We start from the raw sequence: 26,230 nt of genomic DNA, 5'->3' as shown, positions 1-26,230 counted from the left end.
CAATCTCGACCGACGTGCCTGGTCAGTACAGCCAGCGGCGGCTACGACAAGCTCGGCGTAGGCACGCTCATGTACGCCAATAGCTCCTGCGGCGAGGTCCGGCTGAACATGCAGACCCGACGCAGGCGTCTCCGATCGGCGGTGCCTGGTCTGCCCGGCGCTACGCGACGGCCCAGGTCGCCGGGAGGCGACCTGGGCTTTGTTGCGTGTGGTGTGAGGACGAGCTGGCTGGTGTCAGGCGTCGTTCTTGAGGTCGCCGTAGAGCTCGACCTCGGACAGGTCGCCGAACCAGCTCGTGGCGTTGTAGATGCGCAGGTATCGGTAGTGGTTCGCACCCGAGGTCCGCTGGTCGCTCCAGGTGTTCGCCACTGCTCCGGTCAGCGAGGTGGTCAGATCGGTCCAGGTCTGGCCGTCGGTCGATCCTTGGACGACCGTACCGTTGGCCCGCTGCGGGTGGGTGGCCCGCGGCAGGAACAGCACTTCCTCGGGTTGTACGGTCGCGTGCGAGCCGAAGTCGAGGGTGTAGTAGGCGCCCGGTCCGCTGTTCAGGTCGCCGTACGTATCGGGGTTGCGGTCGAAGAGCAGGTAGCCGACCTTGTCGGCGCCCAGTCCGGTGCCGGGCCACTGCTTGTCTGAGGCGGTGACGGTAGCGACCTTGGCAACGTCGATGTAGTGTGCGGGGTCGCCCGCGATGTAGAGCTTCGATCCGTCGGTCGTTCCGTATGCGGTCGGGCCGGCCTTGCCGTCGGCATTGAGGTAGTCGACCGCGACCTGTATGTTGCCGGCAGCAACGTTGTCGAGCTTGGCCGAGGCGCTCCAGTTGATTCCGTCCGCCGAACTCGCCTTCGCCGTTACGCCCTGGACGGTGACGGTCACCTGCTGGAGTGGCTTCTTCGTGGTGACTGCGACGTCGACGGTGTCGCCTGTCATGATCTTGCCCGCGATGGCCTGTGCGGACGTGATCGAGGTCGACTTCACCAGGTTGCCGATCTCGTGCCGTTGGCCGTAGATGTGGAACTCGGTCATCTCGAACACGCCGCGCACGATCCCGTAGAGCACGTCCGGCAACTGTTTGATCATCTGGATCTTCAGGTACCGGAACTGGTCGTCCTGGAGATCCTTGGCGACGTCGAGCGTGTTGTAGTCCTGCGTGAACGCTGTGACCCCGGGGGTGAGACGGACCCAGGTGACCCCGTCGTTGGAGCCGAACACGGCCGAGTTGGCGAGCCGGTCGGCGAAGATGTTGCTCTGGAAGCCGAACTTCGTGGCGGACACCCGGTAGTCCGGACCGAAGTCGAAGGTGTGCGAGAGGTTGACGGCTTGGGGATAGACGGTGCCGGTCTGTTCGTCGCCGTCGACCAGGTTGACGATCCGGTCGCCCGTGGTGGACGAGGCGACGAGGCCCGGGTAATCGAGGCTGCCGTCCAGCGCGATCGTCGGCGAGAGCGGGCGCAGTCCGTCGACCGCCCCGACCAGGTCGGTCAGCGCGACCAGGTACTCGCTGTCCGAACCCTTCGTCCGCAGCTTGTCCGCGGCGCCGACGGCGTTGCCGTAGGCATCCTTCGTCGCGGACTCGTACACGGTCCGCTGGTTGTACCCGCGCTCGGCGAGCATCAAGGCACTCGTGCGGTCACCAGCCGCGGTGAGGGCGACGCGGCGGGCCGCCATGGTGGTGCCGTCGTCGGCAGCGACGGTGACCGTCCAGGTACCGGCTCGGGTCGGCTTCCAGGTGAGGACGCCGGTCCCTGGGTCGAGCACGGCACCCTTGGGAAGCCCGCTCGCGGTGTAGGTCGTGCCGTTCGCGGCCGTCGCCGCCAGGTCGACGGTGGCGTCGGCACCGACCCAGCCGACCACGCGATCGGCCGCGGCGGCGGGAAAGACCGGTCCGGTCAGCTCGGCCGCGGCGTTGATGTTGATGTGATCGATGTCGACAGTGGCGCCCTCGACCTCGATGAACAGAATGTCGTCCATAGGTCCGTCGGTCGTGACATAGCGCCACTTACCGCCGGTGTTCGGCACGATCACGGGATAGTCGCGTTTCAGGGTGCGTCCGTTCCTGGCGGTGTGCAGGTGCATTACCGCGTCACCAGTGGTGCGGACGAGGAAGCCCAGCTTCGGCCGGTCGGTCGCACCGTTGAGATAGGCGATCTTCGAGCCGGAGGACATGCTTACGTACCCGTCGCGGACCTCGACCTCCCCTGCGAGGCGGGTGTACCGGTCCTCGACCTGGTAGAGATTTGGGTTGTTGCCCAGCGGCCGGGTCGACTCACCCGCCGCCACAGCCGGCGCGAACAGCCACGAGTCGCCGCCGCCGTCGACGCCGTCCCAGTAGTTGCCTATCACACCGCCGCGCGAGTACAGCGGGCCAGGGCGTTTGGCATAGGCCTCGGCGTAGTAGGGCGCCATCGTCTTGACGTCCTTGCCGAGCGTGAACTTGTAGTAGTAGTAGATCTCCCAGAAGCTCGCCGTGACATACCGGCCGCGGTAGCCGTCGGCGATGTGGTTGTAGGTGTCGCGGATCGTGCCGTCCGGCGAGATCGCGTACGCCATCGGGGTCCACGGGGTGTCGTAGCCGAGCATGAACCGCCAGAAGTAGTCGGCGGTGGCGAGGATCCGGTTGTTGAGGAACTCGTAGGGTCCGACCGCGTTCGGGGCATCTGAGACGGTGCCGGCCACGGGGTCGACCTTCGTGCCCTGGGCGAGCAGCATCCGGGAAATGATCACGGCGTTGGTGAGGTCACCGCCGCCGTGGGCCTGGTCGCGGCCCATCTCGGCATGCTGGACGTGCGGGTCCTTGATCGGCTCGCCGGTCTTGTCGTTGTGGTCGACCCAGCGGAACAGCCGCGCGATCGAGCCGTTGAAGCCCTGGTCCTGCGCGGTGGCGTTCACGGTGAACCACTCGACGGACCGCTTGTAGAGGGCGGTGTCGTCCATGAAGATCGCACCGGCCATCGCGCCCATCAGCGGGTAGCTGTGCTGGTTCATGAAGTGGTTGTTGTCGTTCTGGAACGTCTCGATGACCGGGGTGACGAGGTTACGGGTGAACGCCTGCGTGTCCGCGTCGGTCCACGGGTACGCCTCGTCGGCGCACGACGTGTAGCGCAACAGGTCGGCCGCGGACACCATCCGGTTCATCGGGATTCCGGTGTGGATATGCGCGTCGGTGAAGTACTCGTACTTGGCCGGGTCCATCTGCTCCCAGATGCGAATGATGTCCAGCGCGTTCTTGCGGTAGACCTCGTCACCGGTGAGCACGTAGAGAACTGCCTGGGTGTAGGACTTCAATCCGTCGGCGATGAAGCGGCCGTTGAAGCCTTGGCTGTTGAATGCGTCGGAGGCAGGCTTTGTCGGGTCCCCGCTGCTGCGGTTGGACGATGTCACGGCCGTACCGGCCGCTGACGACTGCCGCATCGCTTGGTATGACGAGGTCCACGGTTCGGCGCCGGCGGCGATCTGCCGGCGGGCGTTCTCGAGGATCGGCTGGGTGAGCCCGACGCCGGGATGTACGAATCCTTGTGGGCTGACCGCGGACTGGAACGACAGGGCACACCCGCCCAGGTCGCGGGCGGCGGCCGGTCGGGCCACCGCGAAGAGGAGTCCGGTGACGAGCACGAGAGCTGCGCTGAACGCGCCGAGTCGCCGGACCCGGCCCCGCGCAGCGGCTGGAGTTGGATACACAGACAGCACCTTCTTTCCTGAGGCGGTGGCAGGAGAAATGCGGGTGAGGCACGACGTGCCGCAGCGAGAGCCGCTCAGCGAACGTCATAGTTACCGATTTCTACGCTAGGCATCATCTGGAGCGCGCGGCAAGAGCACAAGGCCTTGACGGCAACAAGTTCTTCTCCTAGCTTGCATAGAAATCGTTAACTATAGAGGTATCACCAGCCCAGATCCCCTAGCCCACCCCGGGAGATACGCGCATGCCCAGAAACAGCCGTCGCGCCGTGCTGGCCGGCCTCGCCCTGTGCCTGGCCGCCACCACGGTCGCCTGCAGCAGTAGCGACACCGGCAAGACATCCGCCTCCGGCCCGGTCGAGATCGAGTACTGGGCCTGGGCGGACGCCCAGCCGGTGGTGGACAAGTTCAACGCCACCCACACCGACATCAAGGTCAAGCTCGTGAAGCAGGCTGACCTTCCGACCACCGCGACCGGTCTGCGCAACGCGGTCGCGGCCGGCAGCGCGATCCCTTGCCTGGCGCAGAATTTCGGTGACGTGCCGGCCCTGCTGGCGGAGGGCCTGCTCGCTGACGTGACCGACTACCTGAAGCCCGCGGAGAGCAAGTTCTACCCGGCCTCGCTCAAGGGCGCGCAGGTGCAGGGCAGGTACTACGGCATCCCGACGGGCACCGGGCCGACGTTCATGATGGTCAACCGCGCGGCCTACGACAAGTACGGCGTACCGGTGCCGAAGACCTGGGACGACGTGATCGCGGCCGGGAAGGCGCTCAAGCCGCACGGCGTCCAGGTGATGAATCTGGCCGGTGAGGACCCGAGCACGCTCGTCAACCTGGTCACGCAGGCCGGCGGGACCTGGTACTCGGCGCAGGACGATGCGTGGAAGGTCGACTTCCTGTCGCCCGAGTCCGTTGCCTCTGCCAACATTCTTCAGCAGTTGGTCGACAACGACCTGGTCGCCAATCAGACTTATCAGGACCGGCCGGCCCTGATCGCCTACTTCGACCAGGGCAAGATGGTCTCGCTGCCGACCTCTACCTGGCAGCTGACCAACTACGAGTTGAACTTCAAGAAGACCATCGGCAACTGGCAGCCGGTCGACCTGCCGCAGTTCGCCGGCGCGACGAAGTTCGCCACCCCGGCTCACGGGGGCGCGTTGCTCGTGCCGAAGGGATGTCAGCACCTCAAGGAAGCCAGCGAGGTGGGCATCTGGATGAACACCACCAAGGACGGGGTCGACGCCACCTTCGACAAGGCCACCGGCTCCTACGCCTGGCCGGGCGCGATGCCCGATCCGTCGCCGTGGGTCGATGCCGCGGTGCCGCAGAAGCTGTTCGGCAGCCACCGGTCGGAGGCGAAGCCGGTCATCCTCAAGGCCTCCCGGTCCGGAGTGGACAACTGGGTGGTCGGCCCGAACTACACGGGCGTCTTCAAAGAGCTGCAGGACCAGTGGGCGCAGGCGGTGACCAAGAAGATCACCTTCCGGCAACTGCTCGAGAACATGCAGAAGTTCACCGTCGACGATCTGAAGGCCAAGGGCGTCAACGTCGCGAGCTGACCCGTCCACGGCGAGAAGGAGTGCGGATGTCCCTGGATCTGAAGCAGAACCCGTTGGCTCCACCGGCGGCGGAGCAGAGCGGGGCCGTCGATGCCCCCGGCCGGCGATGGCGACGTACGGTCGAACTGAAGGGCGCGTCGTTCACGGTGCCGTTCTTCGCGGGATTTGTGGTCTTCACAGTGGTTCCGGTGATCATGGCGCTGAGTAAGAGCCTCTACAGCTCGAAGAGCTCCGGACTCGGCTTCGGCGAAAAGACCGTCAGCTTCAGTGGGTTCGAGAACTTCGACCGCGCGCTGCACGACGTGAAGTTCTGGGGCAGCCTGTGGCGCGTCGCGCTGTTCGCGATCGTCGTCATCCCGCTGATCCAGGCCACCAGCCTCGCCCTGGCGTTGTTGCTCGACTCAGTCCGCCGCCGGGTCGCCGGGAAACTCCGGATCGCGATGCTCGTGCCATACATGAGCCCGGGCATCGTCGCCACCTTGATCTGGATCTATCTCTACAGCCCTGCCGTCGGTCCGCTCACGCCGTTCTTCAAGCTGTTCGGGATCAACGCGAACTTCTACAGCAGCGAGTTGATCTGGGTGTCGGTCGGCAACCTGATGGCGTGGGGCAGCATCGGCTTCAACATGCTGATCGTGTACGGCGCTCTGCAGGCCGTGCCGCGCGACATCTTCGACAGCGCGCGCGTCGACGGCGCGTCCGAGTGGCGCATCGCCTGGTCGATCAAGGTGCCCTACGTCCGGCGATCGCTCGTCCTGGTGAGCGTTCTCGGCATCATCGGAACCCTGCAGATCTTCAGCGAGCCGCTGCTGTTCCGCTCGATGACACCGGAGACCGTCACCAAGGACTTCACCCCGATCATGACCATCTACAACCAGGCCTTCGCGGTCGGCGACTTCAACTACGCCGCGGCGCTGTCGATCGTGCTCGCGCTCGTGGTCGGCCTGGTCTCGGCGACCTTCTACAAACTGACGAACAGGGCCCCCAGATGACAACGACTGATGCCCGCGCACGCCGGTACGACGACGACCTGCCGGCCGGCCACCATCCGTCCCGGCTCTCCAGGACCCTGGTTTGGACGGGCCTCGTCCTGTTCCTCATCTACTCGATCGCCCCCGTGTGGTTCCTGATCGTCTCCGCGACGAAGAGCCAGCGCGACCTCTACACCACCAACGGCCTGTGGTTCGCCGACTTCCACCTCTTCGACAACACCCGCGACCTCTTCACCTACCACGACGGCATCTTCCTGCGCTGGCTGGCCAACACTCTCGTCTACGGCGTCGCCGGCACCGTCGGTATGACCGTCCTCTGCGTGGCCTGCGGCTACGCCCTGGCCATGTATCAGTTCCGCGGCCGCGGCATCCTGATGGGCTGCATCATCGCCTCATTCCTGATCCCCGGCGCCCTGCTGACCATCCCGTCGTTCCTGCTCTACACCCGGTTGCACATCGTCGACACGCCCTGGGCGATCATCGTGCCGCACTTCTTCAGCGCGTTCTCCGTCTACCTGGCCAAGGTGTACGCCGAAGGCGCCATTCCGCCCGAGCTGCTCGAAGCGGCCCGGGTGGACGGCGCCGGCGAGTACCGTGCCTTCTTCACCATCGGCGCCCGGTTGATGACAACCGGCTCGGCGACCATCTTCCTGCTCGGGTTCGTCGGCTCGTGGAACTCGTTCTTCGGTCCGCTGGTGTTCCTGCGCGGCGAACAGAAATGGACCGTCATGCTCGGCCTGTACTCCTGGCTGAACATCAAGATGGACCGCTCCGTCGACCTGACCGGACTGGTCATCGTCGGCGCGATCGTCTCACTCATCCCGATCGTCGCCCTGATGCTGTCCATGCAGCGGTACTGGCGCTCCGGCATCACGCTCGGCAGCCTGAAATAGCTTTCCACTCATGAACGGAGGAGCCCGTGGCCGACCGCCCCGCGGCACTTTTCGCCCTCGGTGCACAGCATCTGCCGGACCTGTACCCACCACGGTCCATGCACCGGCTGCAGCGACTAGTGCGAGTCGACCAGACCGTCGTCGCCGAGCGGTTCGACACCGATGACATCCGAGCCGCCCTGGCCTCGACCGAGTTCCTGATCACCGGATGGGGCTGCCCACCGATCACCGCGGACGTCCTCGACGCGGCACCGCAGCTGCGGGCGATCCTGCACACTGCGGGCTCGGTCAAGGCCCTCTTGTCTCCGGCATGCTGGGAACGCGGTCTGGCGATCACCTCAGCCGCCGCGGCGAACGCCGTACCGGTGGCCGAGTACACCGTTGCCGCGATCCTGTTCGCCGGCAAGGACGTCTTCCGTCTCCGCGACCAGTACCACGCCACCAGACACTTCACCCTGGCCGAAGTACGGCGAGGCGTGGGGAACTACGGCCGGACGATCGGAGTGATCGGCGCCTCCCGGATCGGTCGGCGCGTCATCGAACTGCTCCGTCCGTTCGATCTGGAAGTGTGCATGTTCGACCCGTACGTCGACGCTGCCACCGCCGGCGAGCTCGGCGTACGGCTGGTCGATCTGGACACGTTGCTGCGCATCAGCGACGTCGTCAGCGTGCATGCTCCGGCGAATCCGCAGACCGATCGCCTCGTCGGAGCCGAACAGCTCACGCTGATGCGGGACGGAGCGACTCTGATCAACACCGCCCGCGGCAGTCTCGTCGACACCGATGCGCTGATCGGGCACCTCGAGGCCAGTCGGTTGTACGCCGTACTCGACGTGACCGAGCCTGAGCCGCAGCCGGCCGGCTCCCCACTCTGGGAGCTGCCCAACGTCTTCCTGACACCGCACATCGCGGGCTCGCACGGCAACGAACTTGCCCGCATGGGCGACTGCATCATCGGGGAACTCGAACGCATCCTCGACGGCCGCCCGTTCGCGCACGCGATCGCGGCCTCTGATCTGGACCGGGTCGCCTGATCTATCGTGGACCACAATTCCAGCACCTCCGAAAGGGGCCTTGGTGGCACGACAACCGGCATCCGGGGACCGCCCAACAGTCAAGGACGTTGCAGCTTCGTCCGGCGTGTCCGCCACCACCGTCTCCCGGGTGCTCGCCGGCAACTATCCTGTCTCGACCGCGACACGCGCACGCGTGATGAAGGCAGTCCGCGAACTCGACTACGTCATCAACGCCCAGGCCCGGGCCCTGGGCGGCGGCGGTACCAAGACCGTGGCCTTCATCGTCCATGACCTGGTCGGCCCCTCCTTCGCGTACGTAGGTCAAGGCGTCGAACAGCAGGCCACGGCCGAGGGCCGGCTGTGCCTGGTCTGCACCACACACGGCGATCCCGAACGCGAGCTCGAACTCATCGAACTGATGCGCGAGCAGCAGGCCGAGGCGGTGGTCCTGGTCGGCGGCGGCACCAACAGCCGAACCTACCTCGAGCGGATGACCCAGATCGCCCGGGCCCTGGACAAATCCGGCTCCCGCCTGGTGCTGTGCGGCCGTCCGCCGCTAGGCCCCGACGTACCCGCGACAGTCGTCGAGTACGACAACGAAGGCGGCGCCTACGCCATCACCAGCTACCTCATCTCCCTCGGGCATCGCGACATCGTGTTCATGGGTGCCGGCGAACCCGGCCACACCACCATTGACGGACGCCTCCGCGGCTTCGAGCGCGCGCATCAAGCACACCAGCTGTCGGCGCCGTCGCAGCAGGCAGTCGCGATCACCTTCGACCGCCAATCCGGATACCGCGCCACCCGGGATCTCCTCGCCGCCGGCCGCAAGTTCACCGCCATCTTCGCCGCAACCGACGTCGTGGCGAGCGGAGTGCTGGTCGCGCTACGCGAAGCCGGCCTCCGAGTACCCGAGGACATCTCCGTGGTCGGGTACGACGACATCCCACTGGCCACCGATCTCACACCCATGTTGACCACGGTCCACGTGGACTACGAAGAACTCGGCCGGACCGCCGTACGCCACGCGCTCAACCGCGACCGGCACGCCATGAGTCAGCACACCGTGATGGGCGTCCACGTGGTCATCCGCGATTCCGCCGGCCCGCTCCCAAAGCCGGCAAGGCGTTGAAACAGCCGTTCTTCGTCCACCCTTGCCGGCGGCCGGATCTGCGGGATGACCCGCTTCGAGGCGTTCTCACTGTCGGGCCAGGGTCACTGCGATGTCCATCACATAGGGTCTGTCTTCGTAGTGGACGGTGATGACGGTGGTGCCGGTGCCGTTGGGCCGGACGAGACCGTCGACGACTGCCGCGACGGCGGGGTCGGCGACGGTGAAGCGCAGTCGGTCGGCCGGGACCAGGTGCCGGGCCCCGGCGGCGTCATAGCGGTACAGCCTGATCGGCCCGCTCCCATTGCCGCTGGTGAAGGACAACTCGCCGGTCTGCAGAAAGGCTCCGCCTTCCACTCGCGGGACGGATGCGGAGTATCGGAAGAAGTCTGCGTCCACGCACCCGGGAGGACGGCCGTCGCGATCGTGATCGCCGTCGGAGCCGGATTCGGCAGGAAGTCGTTGTGGGTGAAGATTCCGACGCGGTCGCCGCGGTAGCCGCCGAATGGGGTCAGTGTCATCTCGGCCCCAGCACGGGCGAAGGTCGTTCCGCCGTCGAGGCTGTGGTAGTAGGTGAGCGTCTGGTCCGCGCCGGTGCGGGCTATGAGATCCACGGTGATGACGCCGACCGGCACCGTGGCGACCGGTCTGACCAGATCGTTGTCCTCGGTGATGATGCGGGTGACTGTGCCGGTCTTCTGTACGGCGATGGCGTTGTGCGCCGTGCCGCCGTTGAAGTGGGCCAGTCCGGCGCGTTGGCCGCTGGTCATGTGGGTGATGTCAAGACCGGCGGTGACCTGTGTCTGTTCTGAGCGCAGGTGACGCTGGTGCAGCGTGTTCCCCGCACGGAAGAACGAGGCGTTCCCGCCGACAGTGCCGAACGCCTTCAGGCGCAGCCATCCGGGGCGTTCGGTCAGGCTCCAGTAGCCGGCTCTCGGCTGGTGGTTCCACAGCCACCTCCGATCCAGCGTCGGACTGACGAATTCGTCACTGCCCTGCGGGCTGGTGATGGGGTAGGTGCGCGGTTGGGCGGTGGGTGTGCCTGGATAGGTCCAGTTCCCGGACGTGTACTTCTCGATGTCGCGGACGAGCGGCTTCGGCGCGGTCCACACCATCGTGCCCAGCCCCGCGGCGTCGGTCGCGCCGCCGAGAACTGGCCAGCCGTTGAGCTGCCATGTCACCGGCAGCAGATGCGCCTGGCGGTGAGCGGAGCCGCCGTCCCGCTGGGCGAACTACACCGGCTACACCTTCCCGAGCGTCCCCGGCGCGACCTTCGTCCTCACCTCCAAGGCGACCCAGGAGGAGCAGATCCAGGCGATCAAGATGCTTGACTACATCTTCACCGAGCAAGGTCAGATCAACGGCCAGTTCGGCATGGAGGGCAAAGGCTGGACCAAGCCTGGCGCCGGGGATGTCGCGCTCGACAAGTCGCTGAAGCCGGTGTTCAAGCAGATTCCGCAGAAGCCAGGATCGAAACCCCTGAACTCCGGCTGGGGCGCGCTGGCGCAGTACAACAACACCGCCCAGTTCCGGAACTCCGAGGCGATCGGCACTGACCTGTACTCCCAGGCGGGCTACGAACGCCGGCTGTTCGAGGCGACCAAGCTGTACGCCGGCCACGAGGACAAAGCCCAGATCTACCCGTTCTGTCGCCGCGGCGGCCGTACGTCATCGAACCGGTGCCGCTGATCACGTTGATGCCGTCGGCCAAGGCGAGTGAACCGGCCCAGCCGCAGACCATGTCGTTGTCACAGCGGTACCGGTCGTGCCCGAGCGCGGACCGTGGCGCCGCGTCGAGCGTGGGCACGTCCGCGCTCACTTCGCCGTACGCCGGTAGTCCGAAGAACGCGTAGGTGATGTCGGCGGGCCGGACGCCGGCCAGCGCGCAGACATGAGCCACGGCCTCGACCAGTACGCGCTCGACCAGCTCGGCTCCTTCGCCGGAGCTTGTGTCGAGGTAGTAGCAGCTGGGTGCGTCCGCCTCGGCGATCACCTCGCCTGCGGCGGTGACGAGGCAGAGCACCGTACCTGAACCGCCGCCGTCTACACCCAGGTAGATGGTCATGGCTCGAGCGGGTGGATGCTGACGCCCTGGACCACGCGGTTGACCTCGCCGTCGGGGAACGGGTTGTCCGGCATCCGGCCGAGCGCGACCGAGAAGCGCAATGCGAGCAGCTGGGCGATGACGACGTACGGCAATGCGAGCAAGGCGTCGTTCACAGCGGCCACACCATCGACGTGCCACGCGTCGTCGGAGGATTGCGCGTCGACGATCAGCACGTTCTCCGGGCTGATCGCCGTCTGGAGTTCGGCCGCGATGTCCTCGTCGTACCGGCGGGTGTAGGGATCGTTGGACAGGTAGACGACCGCGAGGGTCCGCTCGCCGAGGACGGCCTTCGGTCCGTGCCGGAAGCCGAGTGGGGTGTCGAAGTAGCTGATCACCTTGCCCGCGGTGAGTTCGAGGAGCTTCAGCGCCGACTCCCGAGCCAGGCCGCCGAGAGCGCCGCTGCCGAGGTAGACGATCCGTTCGTAGCCACGATCGGCATACCGCGCCACGTCGTCCGCGCGGGCGAGGACCTGCTCGGCCGCGGTGGCGAGCTGATCGGTCAGCTGGATGTTCTCGTCCGAGGCCAGCGCCAGCCAGGCGGTCAGCAGCATCGAGGTAAAGCTCGACGTCATTGCGAAGCCCCGGTCATTGGTTGCCGACGGCATCAACAGTACGAGCGACGAGGCAGCGTCCTGGTGTTCGCGGGCCAGCCGGCCGTCCGCGTTGCAGGTGATGACGAGCTGATGGACCGCGCGCAGGCAGGTCGTCGCCAGTTCGGTGGCGGCGACGCTCTCCGGGCTGTCGCCGGAGCGGGCGAACGAGACCAGCAGGGTCGGCACGTCCTCGGCGAACATCTCCCGCGGGTTCGAGACGATGTCGGTGGTCGCGATCGCCTCGACCCGGCGCCGCAACTTCCGCGAGAGCGCCGGGGCCAGCACCTCGCCGGCGAACGCCGACGTACCGGCGCCGGTCAGCACGATCCGCAGGTCCGGCCGGGCGAGCAGCGGCTTGAGGAACGCGGCGACCTCGTCCGACCTGGCCGCCAGCATCGCGGCCGCCTCACGCCAGACGGAGGGTTGCTGCAGAACCTCTTGATAGGTGACGGTCACGCGGCGACCTCGTTCGCGGCAAAGCGGTCCAGCAACGGGCCGTGGGCCTTGATCGCGTCGTCGAGGATGCCGCTCGCGACGGTGAGCCCGCCGACGAGCGGGTCCAGGACCAACGCCTGCAACGCGAGCGAGCGGTCGCCGGTCAGCGCCGCGCGGACAGTGATCTCCTGCTGCTGCGCCCGTGCCGCCAGGACGGCCGCGATCCCGTCCGGCAACGCGCCGACCCCGAGGCCGATGATGCCGGCGGCGCCGACCACAGCCGGGACCTCGACGACCGCGGTCGACGGCAGGTTGGGGATCTTGCCCTCGTTCGGCAGGTTCACCGCCAGCTCGACATGGTCCTTGCCGGTGACGATGGCCTCGGCGATCGCCACCAGGCGCTCCGCCTCCTGGTTGTCGGTCCGGGGGAGCGGTGCCTTGCCGTCGGCCTGGGCGTGCAGGTTCTCCCACAGGTCGTCCTTCTGGCCGATGTACCGCATGGTGGCATCCCGGCCGCCCTGCAGGCCCCAGGGCAGGTTTGCCTCGTCGACCGGGCTGCCGTCCGCGGCTCGCAGGTACCCACCGAAGAACTCGGCGACGTGCCGGTCGCCCGGCGCCGGGTAGCGCCCGAACGTTCGCATCAGGTCGGCCGACACCGGCAGGTGCACGCCTTCCTCGCTGGTCGAGGGCGCGTCGATGCCGCCGGCGCGCTCGGCCACGAATTTGCGCAGCAGCGGATACGCGTCCTCGGTGTCGTGGCGGAGGTCGAGCAGCCAGCAGAGATGGTTCAGCCCGGCGAAGACCGCCTTCAATTCACCCGGGCGGTAGCCCAGGTCGGCGGTCAGCTTCGAGAGCGTGTGCATGGTGCCGTGGCACAGTCCGACGGCCTTCAGCCCCGTCTCGGCGGTGATCGCCCGGACGTTCGCGGTCAGCGGGTTGGAGTAGTTGATGAGCTGGGCGTCCGGCGCCAGATCGGCGACATCGTTGCCGATCGCTACCAGTTCGGGCATGTGCCGCAAGGCCCGCAGGACGCCGCCCGGCCCCACGCTGTCACCGACGGTCTGGGCAATGCCGTACTTGGCCGGCACCTCGACATCGGCCCGCCAGCCCGCCGCGGCACCGACAGCGATCGTGGTGGTGACGAAACGGGCCCCGGGCAACGCTTCGCGCCGATCGGTGTGCGGGACGAACTCGAGCTCGGCTCCTCGTTCTACGGCGATCCTGCGGCCGACCCGGGCCATGGTCTCGGCGGCCTCGCCGTTCAGGTCGACCAGATGGACGGTCCAGCCATCGAACGTCCGGGTGGACGCGAGGTCGGTCATCAGCCCCGGTGTGAACACCGTGCTGCCCGCGCCGATCAGGACGATGGACTTCTCACTCACGGATTTTCCCTTCAGAAAGTCGGTGTCACTTGGTGCTGCCGGCCAGCAGGCCGTTGACGATGTAGCGGTTGAACGCCAGCGCCAACGCAGCCGGGACGATGATCGCCAGTACCCCGGCCGCGTTCAGCAGCGTCGACGGGACCACGTGCCGTCCCTGCAGCGCGGCGATGACGACGGTGAGCGGCTGGGTGGACAGATCGCTGGACAGCACGAGCGGGAACAGGAACTGTCCCCAGGCGAACAAGAAGGTGATCAAAGCGGTGGAGATGATGCCCGGTCGCGCCAACGGCAGCAGCAGATGCCACAGCACCTGCAGGCGACGGGCGCCGTCGACGAGACCGGCCTCCTCGATCCCAACCGGCAGACTGGCGAAGTAGTTGTGCAGGATCCAGGTCGCCAGCGGCACGAAGCCGGAGACGTAGACCAGCACGATGCCCGTGTAGGTATTGACCAGGCCGAAGGTGCTCATGATCCGGTAGAGCGGGATCAGCGTGGTGTACGCCGGGAACGCCATCGTCGCCAGTACCGCGTAGAACAGCACGTTCCGGCCGCGGAACCGCATCCGCGCGAAGGCGTATCCCGCCAGCGTGGCGAGCAGGACGGTCACGATCGTCGCGGCACCGCACTCGATCACGATGTTCACCGCCGACCGGCGGACCTGCGGCGCGATGTCGCTGTTGCCGCTCAGCAAGGCCGAGTAGTTCTGCAAGGTCGGGTTCGTCGGCAGGTAGTGGGCCGGCTTGGCGCGTGCGTCGGCCTCGGTCTGCAGGCTGGTCTTGATCGCCCAGTAGATCGGCCCGAGGGACCAGATCAGGATGAGCGCGACCCCGATGCTCCGGCCGGCGCCGGTACGACGCTTCACAGCTCGACCCTCCGGTAGACAAGGCGGACCACGCCGAGCGAGATCAGCAGCGTGACGATGGTGATCAACAGGGACAACGCGTACCCCTGACCGAAGTCGAGATCCTGGAAGCTGATGAAGTACGTCTGCATGGTGACCGAGGCACCGGTGTTGGCCGCCCCGTTCAGCACGTACGGCTGGTCGAAAACGTTGAGCGTCGCAATCACCGCTTGCACCATGGTGACCGCAATCCCCGGCCGGGCCAGCGGCAAGGTGATCCGGGTGAACGCCGACCACGGCGTACAACCGTCGATCTGGGCCGCCTCGTAGAGCTCGCCCGGGATGAGTTGCAGGACGGCGAGGATCAGCAGCACCGAGAGCGGCGCGATCTGCCAGACCTGGACGAGCTCGATCAACGCGATCGTGAGCAGCCGGTTCTGGCCGAGGAGAACCGCGTTCCCGTCGCTGAGATGCAGTGACGACAGCACGCTGTTGATCAGGCCCGCGTTCGGATCGAAGATGCCGGTCCAGAGGATGCCCTCGACCACCCCTGGCATCGCCCACGGCAGGATCAGGACGGCGATCACGAGGCTGCGGCCGCGGAACGGCTTCTGCAGGACGACGGCTGCACCGATCCCGATCAGCGTCGACAGTGTCACGCCGATCACGACGTACAGCGCGGTGTTGCCGATGCTGCCGACGACCGCGTGGTCCTTGGCCAGCCGGACGAAGTTGCCGAAGCCGTCGAACCGGGTCGGCGGGTCCAGCGCGTCCACCTTGAAGAACGACTGGACCACGGTGAACACGGCCGGCACCAGCGCCAGGCAGGCGATGAAGATCATCACCGGCGAGATCAGGAGATACGGCAGGAGGTCGAGGCGGGAACGGTGTACCGGCGCCGGGCCGGCCGGGATCTTGCTCTCGGCCGGCCGCGGCGTGGTGGTCGAAGAGGTCACGGTCACGACCCGGACGCCAGCTGGTCCGCCGTGTCGGCGATCGTCTTGATGGCCTGCTCGACCGACATCGATCCGGTCGCTGCGCCGTGCAGGTTGGTGTAGACCGCGTTGGAGAACTTCGGGTACCAGGACGGAGCGCCGCCCTCGAAGACGGGCTTCGAGCCTTGCAGCATCGGCACGAGGTCCTCACCGCCGACCAGGTTGCCCTTCGCGGTCATCTGCTTCACCGCCGACAGGTGCGACGGGATCGGGTACGTCGGGAAAGTCTTCTCCGGCCCGTTCACGCCGGCGAAGTCGGCCTGCTGCTGGGTCGCGGTGAACCACTCGATGAACTTGGCGGCGGCGTCCGGGTACTTGGCCTGCTTGGGGATTCCGATGCCGTCGGGGTTGCTGAGGTTCGCGCCCGGTCCGGAAGCACCCGGGGTCCGGATGTACTTGACCTTGCCGACGACCGAGGACGACTTCTTGACGTTGTACAGCGTGCCGACGTTGCCGGAGTAGTCCGAGAACGTACTGGCGACCTGCCCCTTGGCCATCAGGTTCTGCTGGCCCTGCGAGTCGGTGACGTTGATGTTGCCGGGCGGCACAAGACCGGACTTCAGCGCGTCGACCATCCACTGGGCCGCCTTGTAACCGGGCGAGTCCGGGCTGGTGAACTGCGGCTTGCCGTCCTTGTCGAGGATCGAGCCTCCGAACGCACCGGTCGTCTCGTACCAGTACGTCGACAACCCTTCCGCCGCGGCGAACGGGATGTTCAATGGGTACTGGACGACGCCCTTGGCCTTGATGGCCTTGAGGGCCGCGGTGTACGCGTCGATCGTCTGCGGAGCCGGGTTGGCGCCGGCCTTCTGGAACAGCTCGGTGTTGACGGTCGTGACCATGAACGAGGCGTCGTACGGGATGCCGACCACGTGGCCGTCAACGGTGAACGAGGCGAGCTGCGGTACGTCGGCCGCCATCGCCTTGGTGTCGACGTAGGAGTCCATCGGGTAGTACCAGCCAAGCTTGCCGAGCTGACCGACCCGGGACCAGTCGACGTTGGTTGCGTCGGCGAAGTAGGTCTTCGCCGTGGCCGCGGCCGAGATCTTGCTCTGCAGGCTGTCCCAGTCGATGTTGACCCAGTTGACGGTGATGCCCGTTTCCTTGGTGAACGCGTCCAGGGCTGCCTTCGGGGGAGCGTCCGAGGCGAGCGCGACGGTGATGGTCACTCCGCTGGTCTGCGTCGATCCGCCGCCGGCCTTCTTGTCGTTCGATCCGCTGCAGCCCGCGAGGACCAGGGCCAGACTCGTGACGCCGGCCAGCAGCGCCGTTCGGGTACTCCTCAACATGATTGCTCCGGGAGAGATCGAGTGCGCAAGTGCGCAGTTTCGCGCACGATGATGATTGGAAAGTAGTTCGAAAGAAAACTTCTGGTCAAGGCATTCGACTACATGCGCAATCTTTTGCGCGAGTGCGCACTTTATGTGCATCTTGTACAGTGCGGTTCGTGCGGAAGTCGGAGCGGTTGAGCGCGATCCTCGATCAGGTCGGCCTGCAGGGCACGGTGGGCGTTGCCGCCCTCGCCGTCGCGCTCGGCGTGTCCGGGGCGACCATCCGCCGCGACCTGCAGACGCTGAGCCGCAACCAGCTGCTGGTCCGCACCCACGGCGGAGCCATCTCCAACGAAGCCGGCGACGAGGTGCCGACCCGGGTCAAGGCCGCGCTGCGGCAGGCGGAGAAACGCGCGATCGGTCGCGCCGCCGCGGCGTTCGTCGAAGAGGGCTCGGTGGTCGGCATGACGGGTGGCACCACCGCGCTCGAGCTGTCCCGCGCCCTGGCCCAGCGACGCGGGATCACCGTCGTCACGAACGCGATCAACATCGCCTCCGAGCTGGTCGGCCACGCCGGGATCCGGCTCGTTCTCGTGGGCGGTATCGCGCGTTCGTCGTACGAGCTGGTCGGTCCGGCGGCGGAGGCGATGCTCGCCAACTACCACCTGGACATCGCCTTCGTCGGAGTCGACGGCCTGACCCCGGAAGAGGGCTGCACGACGTACGACGAGATGGAGGCACAGACCGACCTGGCCTTTCTGCGTCGGGCCAGCCGCAGTGTGGTGATCGCCGACAGCTCCAAGATCGGCCGGGTGACGTTCGCGCGGATCAGTCTGATCTCCGGTGTCACCGACGTGGTCACAGACCGCGGTGCCAGCCCCGAGCAACTCGGAGCGCTGGAGCGGGCCGGCGTTCGCGTCACCGCCGTCTAACGGCGCTCACGTGCGCAAATAGGACTGGAAGCTAGATCCCACGGACAACAAACGTCAATGGATCAAGGAAATGCGCAGCTGATTGCGCAAGTGTGCACCGATCGGGATCACCTTCGCCGGACCGATCACTTCGACTGATCAGTTCGTGGGCGTCGCTCGATCGCCGGTCCTACGGTCGTCCCGCATCTCGCTGGTTTCCCTACCGAATCGAGGCATACATGCCCGAGCCATTGGCCGACCTGCGGCTCCGCGACTTCACCCCGGTCTCGATGATGACCGCGACCGCGACCGTCGTGACCGAACCGGCCGCGCCGATCGTCGACGTCCACAACCATCTCGGCCGCCGCCTCACCGGTGTCTGGCGGGTGCCCGACCCGGCCGCCCTGATCGAGACGATGGACGAGGCCGGCGTCGCGACGATCGTCAATCTCGACGGTGAATGGACCGACGAGCTCGAGGCGAATCTCGATCGCTACGACCGCAAGTATCCGGGGCGTTTCGTCACCTTCGCCCGGGTCGACTGGAGCGACACCTCGTCACCCGGCTGGGGCGACCGGATGGGAGCATCGCTGACCGATTCGGTACGACGTGGCGCGGCCGGACTCAAGCTCTGGAAGGACATCGGGCTCCGGATCCGCGACGAGCACAACGACCTCGTCTTCCTCGACGATCCACGGCTGGAACCCTTGTGGGCCGCACTGGCTGATACGGGAGTACCGGCGCTGATCCATACCGCGGATCCGGTCGCGTTCTTCCAGCCGCTCGACCATCGCAACGAACGGCTCGAGGAGTTGCTGCGGCATCCCGACTGGCACTTCCACGGTCCAGAGTTCCCACCGCTGGAGCGGCTGATGGACGCATTCGAGGCCGTCGTCGCGGCGCATCCCCAGGTGCGCTTCATCGGCGCCCACGTCGGCTGCCTGGCGGAGAACCTCGACTGGGTGGAGGGAATGCTCGACCGCTACCCGAACTACCGCGTCGACCTCGCCGCGCGGATCGCCGAGCTCGGCCGACAGCCGCGGCGGACTCGAGCACTGATCGAGCGCCATCCGGACCGGGTGCTGCTGGGCACCGACTGCGCGCCCCCAGAAGTCGCCGACTACCGGATGTACCTGCGCTTCCTCGCGAGTACGGACGAAGCCTTCGCCTACTCGTCGGAAGAACCACCGCCGACCGGACGCTGGACGATCTCAGGCCTCGGCCTGCCGGACGACCTGGCGGCTCGAGTCGAGGGAGACAACGCCCGCGCGTTCATCCCGGCCCTCGCTGCCGGGAGCGGCGATGCCGGACTTTGACCTGATCGTCATCGGCGGCGGCATCGTCGGAGCGAGTGCCGCGTTGGCCGGTGTGCGGAAGGGCGCGCGGGTCGCGCTGGTCGATGCCGGCCTGGCCGGTCGGGCCACCGATGCCGGGGCCGGGATCGTGTCGCCCGTCGCGCTCGATCGTGGTGAGCAGCGCCCGGACTGGACGGCGCTGATCACCGAGTGCGTCGGCTACTACCACAGCCTGCTGGCCGAGCTGGATGCGGTCGACCCGGCCGGAGCAGGCTCGGCGACGTTCGAGCAGGTCGGTGAGCTGGTCGTGGCCGGCGACGATCCGCACGAACAGGCGGCGCTCGATGCGGTGGCCGCGCGGCTGTCGAATCCAGAGGGCAGGAGGGCGCACGGGGTCGTCAAACCGGTCGAGGTCGTCGACGGTGCGGACCTTCGCGAATACTGGCCGGAACTGCGCGGCGATCTGCGCGGCCTGTACATCGCCGAGGTCGGGCGGGTCGTCGGCTCCCGGCTGCACGACCGGTTGGTGACGGCGGCACGCCGGCGAGCGCAGGCGGGCCGCGACGATGCCGGACTCGAGGTGATCCCCGGTGCGGGAATCCTCGATCCACAAGGTCCGCGGGTCCGCGTCGGACCTCGGGTCCTCGACGGCGGCGCCGTTCTCCTGGCCAGCGGTGCCTGGGCAGGCGCGGACCTCGCCGGGTTCGGTGTGCAGGTCGGTATCCGGCCGATCCGCGGCCAGTTGGTGCACCTGCGGCTCGACGGTCAGCAGACCGGCATGCGACCGGTGGTCAACACGCCTGGTGGCGGCTACCTGCTCGGCTTCGACGACCGCATCGTCGCCGGTGCGACCCACGAGGACGTTGGCTTCGATGCCCGGGTCACAGCCGGCGGCCAGCAAGCGGTCCTGAAAGCAGCACTCGACCTGGCGCCCGGTCTGTCCGCCGCCACTGTTCTGGAGACCAGAGTCGGCCTGCGCCCCGCGACCAGCGACGGCCTGCCTCTGGTCGGGCCAGTGGCACCGGCGATCCACGTCGCCACTGGTCTGGGTGCCTGGGGCCTGACCCTCGGCCCGCTCCTCGGCGAACTGGCCGCCCGGCACGCCCTGGGCGACAACCTCCCCGAACGCCTCGACTTCCTCAGCCCCGGTCGCTCTGTCCCCAAGGAGTCCGCATGAAATCGGTACGACGTACTCAGCCTGTTGCTCGTAGCACCTTTCCTGGCCGCGGCCGCCTGCTCGGGATCCTCCGATTCCGGTGGCGGCGACGACAAGCAGGTCACGCTCACGTACGCGATCTGGGACCAGGCGCAGGTGGCCGCGATGAAGCAGATCATCAGTGAATTCCACAGCCAGCATCCGAATATCGACGTCCAGGTCCAGGTGACGCCGTGGGAGAGCTACTGGACCAAGCTGCAGACCGCGGTTACCGCGGGCACCGGACCCGACGTCTTCTGGATGACGATGGTGTACGCGAAGTACTACGCCACCGGCGGCGGCATCGCCCCGCTCGACGACCAGATCAAGAGCTCGAAGATGGACATGGGTGCGTACGTGCCCGCCGTCACCAAGGCCTACACGATCGATGGCAAGGTGTTCGGCGTACCGAAGGACGTGAACGGGTTCGGGCTGTGCTACAACAAGCAGCTGTTCGACGCGGCCAAGGTGAAGTACCCGGACGAGTCCTGGACGTGGAGCGACGTGATCGCCGCTGCCCAGAAGCTGACCAATCCGCAGAAAGGCGTGTACGGGTTCGTCGCTCCGGAGGCCGACGAGCTGAGCTGGTACCTGACCGTGCCGCAGGTCGGCGGACAGATCATCTCGCCGGACGGCAAGTCCTCGGGCTACGACCAGCCGGCCACGGTGAAGGGCATCCAGTTCTGGACCGACATGATCACCAAGTACCACGTCTCACCCACACTGCAGCAGACTACCGACACCGACCCGCTGGCGATGCTCACGTCGGGAAAGGTTGCGATGCGGTACTGCGGATCCTGGGAGCCCGAGGAGATCGCCGCTGTCCCGTACGGCAAGGCCCACATCGACATCGCGCCGTTGCCGGCCGGCCCCGACGGGAACCGGAACTACTACAGCAACGGGCTGGCCAACAGCATGTCGGCCAAGACCCAGCACCGCGAGCAGGCGTGGGAGTTCCTGCAGTTCCTCGGATCCGAACGCGCGGCCGAGATCCAGGCCAAGACCGGTACGGTCATCCCGGCGTACGAGGGACACGCCGAGGCCTACGCCAAGGCGATGCCGGAGTTCGATCTGCAGGTCTTCGTCGATCAACTGAAGTACGCGCAGCCGTTCCCGGCGTCGACCGACACCGCCGCCTGGCGCGATGACGCGACCAAGCAGTTCGCCGAGGCCTGGACCGGCAAGGCTTCCGTCGACGAAGTCTCCCGCAGCGTCGCGTCGAAGATGAACGACGCGCTGTCGAAGGAAAAGAAGTGACAGCGACACTCGATTCGGTGACCGGACCGACGCGCGCCGATCCGGTACGCCGGCGCCGACCGCGGCCACCGACCCGCGACAGCGGCTGGTGGGCGGCGATGTTGTTGCTGCCCGCCGCCGCAGGCCTGGTCGTCTTCGAGATCTGGCCGACGTTCCAAACGATCTACTACTCGTTCACCAGCTGGGGAGCGTTCGGCGGTCATACCTGGTCAGGGCTGGAGAACTATCGGACGCTGATCGCCGACTCGGACGTAGTCCACGCGGTGATCAACACGGCGATCATCACTGCGATCACCCTGCTCGCGGTGCCGATCTCGGCGGTCGTGGCGGCGCTCCTCAGCCTGCCGGGAATGCGTGGCGTCACGATCTACAGAACCCTGTACTTCCTGCCGGTGGTCACGCTGCCGGCCGCGGTCGCCCTGACCTGGAAGTGGCTGTTCAACGGCGACTACGGCCTGGTCAACTGGCTGCTGTCCAAGGTCGGGATCGACGGGCCGCACTGGCTCTCCGATCCGGCCACGGCGATCTTCGCGATCAGCATCGTCGGAGTCTGGGGATCGATCGGCTACAACATGGTGATCTTCCTGTCCGGCATCCGCGGCATCCCGGTCGACTACTACGAGGCCGCCGAGCTGGACGGTGCCGGGCGGGTGAAGCAGTTCTTCCACGTCACCGTGCCGTTGCTGACACCATCGATCTTCTTCGTCACGGTGATCACGGTGATCAACGCGTTGCAGGCCTTCGATCTGGTCTATCTGATGGTGGGCCAGCAGAGTCCGGCCATCCAGAGGACCGAGACGCTGGTCTATCTGTTCTACCAGCGCGGGTTCGCCGAGCATGACGGCGGTTACGCGGCTGCGATCGGCGTTCTGCTGCTGCTCGCGACGCTGATCCTGACCGCGGCACAGTTCCGGCTGCAGCGGAGGTGGGTGCACTATGGCTGACCCGATCAGGCGGCGGCGAGTGCGGCATCCGGTCGCGCATCTAGTGCTGTGTATCGGTGCGGTCTTCATGGTCGGGCCGTTCCTGTGGCAGCTCTCGACCTCGCTGCAGACGTTCGGTGAGTCGGTGAGTGTGCCGCCGACGTTCTTGCCGCACTCACCGCAGTGGTCGAACGTGACGACCGTCTTCAGCGCCCTGCCGTTCGGCCATCAACTGCTGAACACGACGGCGATGACGATCGCGCGGACGGTTGGGCAGGTGCTGTTCAGTTCGCTGGCCGGCTTCGCGTTCGCGCGGATGCAGTTCCGCGGTCGCGGCGTACTGTTCGGCGTCTTCCTGTCGGTGACGATGGTTCCGTACCAGGTGTTCCTGCTGCCGCAGTACCAGATCATGCAGAAGCTGGGGTTGCTGAACACCCTGGTGGCGTTGTTCCTGCCCGGGATGTTCAGTGCGTTCGGCACCTTCCTGATGCGGCAGTTCTTCCTGCAACTGCCGCAGGAGATCGAGGAGGCGGCCCGGATCGACGGGGCGAACATCCTGCAGATCTACTGGCGGATCATGCTGCCGATGAGTGCGCCGGGCATGATCGCGCTCGGCGTACTGGTGATCATCTGGTCGTGGAATGACCTGCTGTGGCCGCTGGTGGTGAACTCGGATCCTCGGCAGATGCCGGTGTCCGCGGGCCTGGCCAGCCTGCAGGGTCAGTACACGACGAACTTCCCGGTGCTGATGGCGGGATCGCTGCTGGCGAGTCTTCCGGTGATCATCGTGTTCATCGTCTTCCAGCGGCACCTGATGAGCGGGATCGCGTTCTCCGGCGTGAAGGGTTAGTCGTGGGTCACTAGCGGGTCCGGGCGACGTGCACCGTGACGCCGAGGTCGGTCAGTTGGGACAGCTCGTGCGGGTCCGCCGACGCGTCGGTCACCAGAATGTCGATGGCCGACGCGTCGGCGACCTTGGCCACGGTCGCCTGACCGATCTTGGAGCCGTCGGCAACGACCATCAGCCGGTGCGCGTGCGACACCATGGCGTGATTCGTGCGAGCCTCGGTGTGGTCGTGCGTGGTCACGCCGTGGGCCGCGCTGACGCCGTCGGCGCCGAGGATGGCCAGGTTGACGCTGATCCCGTTGAAGGCGCTCTCGGCCAGGCTGCCGACCAGCTCGAACGAGTTCGCCCGGATCACGCCGCCGGTCATGATCACCTGCAGGTTCGGCCGGGCCGCCACGGCTGCCGCGGTGGTGAGCGCGTTCGTGACGATGGTCAGCCGGCGGCGGGAGCCGAGCTCGCGGGCGACCTCCGCGGTGGTCGATCCGCCGCCGATCGCTATGGCCAGCGGCCGGTCGGACGGCAGGAGCGCGGCCGCTGTGACGGCAATCGCGTGCTTGGCGAGCGGGGATCTCGTGTCCCGGAGCCGAACCGGGAGCTCGGGGCCGGTGTTCGCCCTGGCGCCGCCGCGTGTCCGGGAGACCAGGCCCTGCTCCTCGAGGTGCGTCATGTCCCGCCGCAGCGTCGCCGGCGACACCTGCAGCTCGCGGCACAGCGTGACGACCGACAGTGCGCCACGCTCGGTGAGGAGGTCGAGGATCTCGACCAGCCGCTGCGTCCGCCGTGGCGAAGTCGCCGACGGTTGCCAGGAGCGCACGGGTGGGAGGGCTGCCGTACTCATGACGATCACCTCGTTCCGGCTTGCGCGACGAGTGGATCGCCCAGTCTAAGCACCTCAGATGACCCGTCGAGCTTCCGCGCAATCGACATGAGCGCATGCACCCGAAACCTGGGACGGTCATCGGGGGAGCCGTTCTGATGGACGCAGGAGAAGCGGGGTGAAGAGGGTACGAGCAGGGTCGCTGTTGCTGTCCGGCGATGACAGAGTCCTGCTCCGAGCACGACGTACGGCACGGTGTCACCCTGCGTAGTTGCCGCCAGCAACGATTCTCGCTCGCTGCCGTCTCGGTCGACCTGACGACCTCGTAACCCTCCCGTAGCTGTACATCCCCGACGTACCGCTCGACCTGGAGACCTTTCGGTTCATCGCGCCGTACACCGTCCCGTTCGCTCCAGGCCGATCTGGTCGGGGAGCGCGCTCAGTCTCTCCGGCTTCCGCATGATCGGCATGGAGCGATGTGCGCAGAGTTGCGCATTTGCTCATCTGACTGCCCATGTATTCGTATCCCTTGACCAGAAATGGGCAATACGGCTACGTTCACACCAAATTCGCGCGAAACATGCGCAGCTCTGCGCAGTGTGCTCACTTGATCGGCCCGCGGCCGCAACCCAAGGGAGAAATGGTGCTGAGGACCACACAGTGGGCCGGCGGCGCGCGCCGGTGCGGCGGGCTGACAGCCGCGGGGCTGAGCCTCTGAGGCTGTCCCGCGCGGAGGGGTTTCCGCCGTGCGACACCCCGTTCACATTCACAAAGGAGTCGAACCGATGGGCTTCAACTCATCAGGCACACGTCGTCGGCGGCGTCGGATCGCCGGCCTCGTCACGCTCGGGACCATCGCGATGTCGCTCGCCGCCTGCGGAGATGGGGGATCCGATGACGCAGCCGGGGGCAAGGTCACGATCACTTTCATGAACGACCAGGTCGTGGCAGGCATGCCGCTGGAACAGGCAATTCACAAGTTCGAGCAGGAGAACCCCGACATCAAGGTCGACGTACTCCCGGTTCCCTCGGAATCAGACTACGAGGCAAAGATGCGCACCTCGTTGGCCAGCAGCAAGCCGCCGGACGTCTTCCGGATCAACGACGACTACGTGCAGCTGTTCACACAGAACGGCACGCTCTTCGACCTCGCGCCGTACGTGAAGTCTGCGGGGCTCAAGGATTCCGACTACGCCGCTCAGGTGTTCAACTTCGGTAAGCAGTCGGACGGTCGGATGACCTCATGGCAGCTCGGCTACCAGTCCACGATCGTCTTCTACAACGTCAATGCCTTCAAGAAGGCCGGACTGCCGCTCCCGCCGGGTACGTGGAGCGGCAAGGGGTGGACGACGGCGAACTTCTTGGCAGACGCGCAGAAGATGACCGATGGCACCAAGATGTACGGCGCGACCGTGAGCGCGGCAACGAACTACGAGCAAACCTTCACGCACAACAACGGCAGCCAGGACGGCGTCTACAGTGCCGACGGCAAGAAGTTCACGCTGGCCGATCCGATCGGGGTTCAGACCGTCCAGTGGGTCGCGGATCTGACGTGCAAGTATCACGTCCAGCCGGCGTGGGCGGATCTGCTGCAGGACAACGCAGACATCCAGCTGTTCGCCCAAGGCAAGACTGCGATGTTGTTCGAACAGTCCGGCTCAGTGCCCTATCTGCGGCAGACCATCAAGAGCTTCGACTGGGACATCGCGCCACCGCCCGCCGGGACCGCGGACCAGGCCAACGAGGCCAGCGTGGTGAGCTACGCCGTACCGGCCAAGGCGAAGCACCACGATGCCGCCTTCAAACTGCTCAACTATCTCGCCGGTCCCGAGGCGGGCCAGATCCTCGGCAAGGGCGGCGCATTCACCCCCGTCAACAACCAAGCGGCCGAGGCAATCTCCAAGGCGAGCTCCGGCGCGCCGAAGCACGCCGACCTGTTGGCCGAGGCGGCCCACCATCTCACGGCTGGAAACAAGACCAACAACACGCTTGGCGCTCGTGCGATCTACCGCCCGGCGCTTGACCAGGTCTACAACTGCAAGAGCAGTGCTCAGGACGTGCTGTCGCGAGCCAGGCCGCAGGTCGAGCAGGCTCTTGGCCAGGGCTGAGGCCAGA

21 protein-coding genes and 1 pseudogene are annotated in these 26,230 nt (G+C 66.6%); 13 read left to right on the top strand and 9 right to left on the bottom strand.

Translation table 11 applies throughout. The features are described 5' to 3' along the window. Positions 1 to 234: 234 nt before the first annotated feature. A complete protein-coding gene (locus tag EV653_RS15255; RefSeq protein WP_134103285.1) occupies positions 235 to 3,678 on the bottom strand; it encodes a putative Ig domain-containing protein in 3,444 nt (1,147 codons plus the stop codon). A gap of 242 nt (positions 3,679 to 3,920) precedes the next feature. On the opposite strand from EV653_RS15255, the gene EV653_RS15250 reads away from it, so the two are divergent. The 5 genes from EV653_RS15250 to EV653_RS15230 are packed head-to-tail and all read left to right on the top strand — an operon-like array spanning position 3,921 to position 9,267. After that, positions 3,921 to 5,234: an ABC transporter substrate-binding protein gene (locus EV653_RS15250; RefSeq protein ID WP_134103283.1), complete on the top strand. Its 1,314-nt coding sequence runs from the start codon at positions 3,921 to 3,923 to the stop codon at positions 5,232 to 5,234. Positions 5,235 to 5,260: 26 nt separating this feature from the next. Continuing rightward, entirely contained in the window at positions 5,261 to 6,226 is a 966-nt protein-coding gene (locus EV653_RS15245) for a carbohydrate ABC transporter permease (protein ID WP_134103280.1), read from the top strand. Further along, positions 6,223 to 7,119: a carbohydrate ABC transporter permease gene (locus tag EV653_RS15240; protein WP_134103277.1), complete on the top strand. Its 897-nt coding sequence runs from the start codon at positions 6,223 to 6,225 to the stop codon at positions 7,117 to 7,119. Before EV653_RS15245 ends, EV653_RS15240 begins: the two co-directional genes overlap by 4 nt. 26 nt (positions 7,120 to 7,145) lie before the next feature. Continuing rightward, the gene (locus EV653_RS15235) at positions 7,146 to 8,153 is read left to right on the top strand and encodes a hydroxyacid dehydrogenase (protein ID WP_134103275.1); all 1,008 of its coding nucleotides are present in this window, start codon (positions 7,146 to 7,148) and stop codon (positions 8,151 to 8,153) included. A gap of 43 nt (positions 8,154 to 8,196) precedes the next feature. Further along, positions 8,197 to 9,267 (top strand): LacI family DNA-binding transcriptional regulator, encoded by a 1,071-nt coding sequence (locus tag EV653_RS15230; RefSeq protein WP_134103272.1) that lies wholly within the window; start codon positions 8,197 to 8,199, stop codon positions 9,265 to 9,267. 98 nt (positions 9,268 to 9,365) lie between these two features. Here the strand turns inward: EV653_RS15230 and EV653_RS15225 are convergent, their stop codons facing one another. Continuing rightward, a complete protein-coding gene (locus EV653_RS15225; RefSeq protein WP_134103269.1) occupies positions 9,366 to 10,427 on the bottom strand; it encodes a hypothetical protein in 1,062 nt (353 codons plus the stop codon). Positions 10,428 to 10,569: 142 nt separating this feature from the next. On the opposite strand from EV653_RS15225, the gene EV653_RS42110 reads away from it, so the two are divergent. Continuing rightward, positions 10,570 to 10,935 carry a hypothetical protein gene (locus EV653_RS42110; protein ID WP_166679243.1) on the top strand — a complete coding sequence of 122 codons (366 nt, stop codon included), beginning with the start codon at positions 10,570 to 10,572 and terminating at the stop codon, positions 10,933 to 10,935. A 16-nt stretch (positions 10,936 to 10,951) separates the two neighbouring features. On the opposite strand, the pseudogene EV653_RS42705 reads toward EV653_RS42110, so the two are convergent. The 6 genes and pseudogenes from EV653_RS42705 to EV653_RS15195 all read right to left on the bottom strand — a co-directional run. Then, positions 10,952 to 11,311: pseudogene (locus EV653_RS42705) on the bottom strand (BadF/BadG/BcrA/BcrD ATPase family protein); the annotation flags it as partial. Continuing rightward, on the bottom strand, positions 11,308 to 12,402 hold the full coding sequence (locus tag EV653_RS15215) for an SIS domain-containing protein (protein ID WP_202871604.1): 1,095 nt from the start codon (positions 12,400 to 12,402) through the stop codon (positions 11,308 to 11,310). The gene EV653_RS15215 and the pseudogene EV653_RS42705, both read right to left, overlap by 4 nt. Continuing rightward, positions 12,399 to 13,763, bottom strand: coding sequence for a family 4 glycosyl hydrolase (locus tag EV653_RS15210; RefSeq protein WP_134103266.1), 1,365 nt, complete (start codon positions 13,761 to 13,763; stop codon positions 12,399 to 12,401). Before EV653_RS15210 ends, EV653_RS15215 begins: the two co-directional genes overlap by 4 nt. Positions 13,764 to 13,788: 25 nt before the next feature. Further along, positions 13,789 to 14,625: a carbohydrate ABC transporter permease gene (locus tag EV653_RS15205; RefSeq protein WP_134103263.1), complete on the bottom strand. Its 837-nt coding sequence runs from the start codon at positions 14,623 to 14,625 to the stop codon at positions 13,789 to 13,791. After that, positions 14,622 to 15,566 carry a carbohydrate ABC transporter permease gene (locus EV653_RS15200; RefSeq protein WP_134103260.1) on the bottom strand — a complete coding sequence of 315 codons (945 nt, stop codon included), beginning with the start codon at positions 15,564 to 15,566 and terminating at the stop codon, positions 14,622 to 14,624. Before EV653_RS15200 ends, EV653_RS15205 begins: the two co-directional genes overlap by 4 nt. Next, positions 15,563 to 16,888, bottom strand: a complete 1,326-nt coding sequence (locus tag EV653_RS15195; protein ID WP_166679406.1) for an ABC transporter substrate-binding protein — start codon at positions 16,886 to 16,888, stop codon at positions 15,563 to 15,565. The genes EV653_RS15200 and EV653_RS15195 overlap by 4 nt, the downstream gene beginning before the upstream one ends. A 158-nt stretch (positions 16,889 to 17,046) precedes the next feature. On the opposite strand from EV653_RS15195, the gene EV653_RS15190 reads away from it, so the two are divergent. From EV653_RS15190 to EV653_RS15165, 6 genes are all read left to right on the top strand, one after another. Further along, on the top strand, positions 17,047 to 17,802 hold the full coding sequence (locus EV653_RS15190) for a DeoR/GlpR family DNA-binding transcription regulator (protein WP_134103253.1): 756 nt from the start codon (positions 17,047 to 17,049) through the stop codon (positions 17,800 to 17,802). A 218-nt stretch (positions 17,803 to 18,020) separates the two neighbouring features. Beyond that, complete coding sequence (locus tag EV653_RS15185; RefSeq protein WP_134103250.1) at positions 18,021 to 19,097, top strand: amidohydrolase family protein; 1,077 nt, start codon at positions 18,021 to 18,023, stop codon at positions 19,095 to 19,097. Then, on the top strand, positions 19,084 to 20,253 hold the full coding sequence (locus EV653_RS15180; protein WP_134103247.1) for an NAD(P)/FAD-dependent oxidoreductase: 1,170 nt from the start codon (positions 19,084 to 19,086) through the stop codon (positions 20,251 to 20,253). The genes EV653_RS15185 and EV653_RS15180 overlap by 14 nt, the downstream gene beginning before the upstream one ends. Before the next feature lie 24 nt (positions 20,254 to 20,277). Next, entirely contained in the window at positions 20,278 to 21,528 is a 1,251-nt protein-coding gene (locus tag EV653_RS15175) for an ABC transporter substrate-binding protein (protein WP_134103244.1), read from the top strand. Continuing rightward, positions 21,525 to 22,472, top strand: a complete 948-nt coding sequence (locus EV653_RS15170) for a carbohydrate ABC transporter permease (RefSeq protein ID WP_238159740.1) — start codon at positions 21,525 to 21,527, stop codon at positions 22,470 to 22,472. The genes EV653_RS15175 and EV653_RS15170 overlap by 4 nt, the downstream gene beginning before the upstream one ends. Next, on the top strand, positions 22,465 to 23,301 hold the full coding sequence (locus tag EV653_RS15165; protein ID WP_134103241.1) for a carbohydrate ABC transporter permease: 837 nt from the start codon (positions 22,465 to 22,467) through the stop codon (positions 23,299 to 23,301). Before EV653_RS15170 ends, EV653_RS15165 begins: the two co-directional genes overlap by 8 nt. Before the next feature lie 10 nt (positions 23,302 to 23,311). Here the strand turns inward: EV653_RS15165 and EV653_RS15160 are convergent, their stop codons facing one another. Beyond that, positions 23,312 to 24,136, bottom strand: a complete 825-nt coding sequence (locus EV653_RS15160) for a DeoR/GlpR family DNA-binding transcription regulator (RefSeq protein ID WP_134103238.1) — start codon at positions 24,134 to 24,136, stop codon at positions 23,312 to 23,314. 764 nt (positions 24,137 to 24,900) lie between these two features. On the opposite strand from EV653_RS15160, the gene EV653_RS15155 reads away from it, so the two are divergent. Beyond that, on the top strand, positions 24,901 to 26,223 hold the full coding sequence (locus EV653_RS15155) for an ABC transporter substrate-binding protein (protein WP_134103235.1): 1,323 nt from the start codon (positions 24,901 to 24,903) through the stop codon (positions 26,221 to 26,223). Positions 26,224 to 26,230 lie beyond the last annotated feature (7 nt).

Origin of the sequence: Kribbella pratensis, from assembly GCF_004365355.1 — a bacterium.
In the GTDB taxonomy this organism is placed as follows: Bacteria; Actinomycetota; Actinomycetes; order Propionibacteriales; family Kribbellaceae; genus Kribbella.
The sequence above is the reverse complement of the archived record's forward strand: the minus strand, read 5'-3'. Positions and strand labels throughout refer to the sequence as shown.

What these genes read in the sequence shown, in the direction of transcription:
- EV653_RS15250 (WP_134103283.1), top strand. Translation starts at nt 3,921, where the DNA reads ATGCCCAGAAACAGCCGTCGCGCCGTGCTGGCCGGCCTCGCCCTGTGC.
- EV653_RS15245 (WP_134103280.1), top strand. Translation starts at nt 5,261, where the DNA reads ATGTCCCTGGATCTGAAGCAGAACCCGTTGGCTCCACCGGCGGCGGAG.
- EV653_RS15240 (WP_134103277.1), top strand. Translation starts at nt 6,223, where the DNA reads ATGACAACGACTGATGCCCGCGCACGCCGGTACGACGACGACCTGCCG.
- EV653_RS42110 (WP_166679243.1), top strand. Translation starts at nt 10,570, where the DNA reads ATGCTTGACTACATCTTCACCGAGCAAGGTCAGATCAACGGCCAGTTC.
- EV653_RS15195 (WP_166679406.1), bottom strand. Translation starts at nt 16,888, where the DNA reads ATGTTGAGGAGTACCCGAACGGCGCTGCTGGCCGGCGTCACGAGTCTG.
- EV653_RS15185 (WP_134103250.1), top strand. Translation starts at nt 18,021, where the DNA reads ATGCCCGAGCCATTGGCCGACCTGCGGCTCCGCGACTTCACCCCGGTC.
- EV653_RS15180 (WP_134103247.1), top strand. Translation starts at nt 19,084, where the DNA reads ATGCCGGACTTTGACCTGATCGTCATCGGCGGCGGCATCGTCGGAGCG.
- EV653_RS15165 (WP_134103241.1), top strand. Translation starts at nt 22,465, where the DNA reads ATGGCTGACCCGATCAGGCGGCGGCGAGTGCGGCATCCGGTCGCGCAT.
- EV653_RS15160 (WP_134103238.1), bottom strand. Translation starts at nt 24,136, where the DNA reads ATGAGTACGGCAGCCCTCCCACCCGTGCGCTCCTGGCAACCGTCGGCG.
- EV653_RS15155 (WP_134103235.1), top strand. Translation starts at nt 24,901, where the DNA reads ATGGGCTTCAACTCATCAGGCACACGTCGTCGGCGGCGTCGGATCGCC.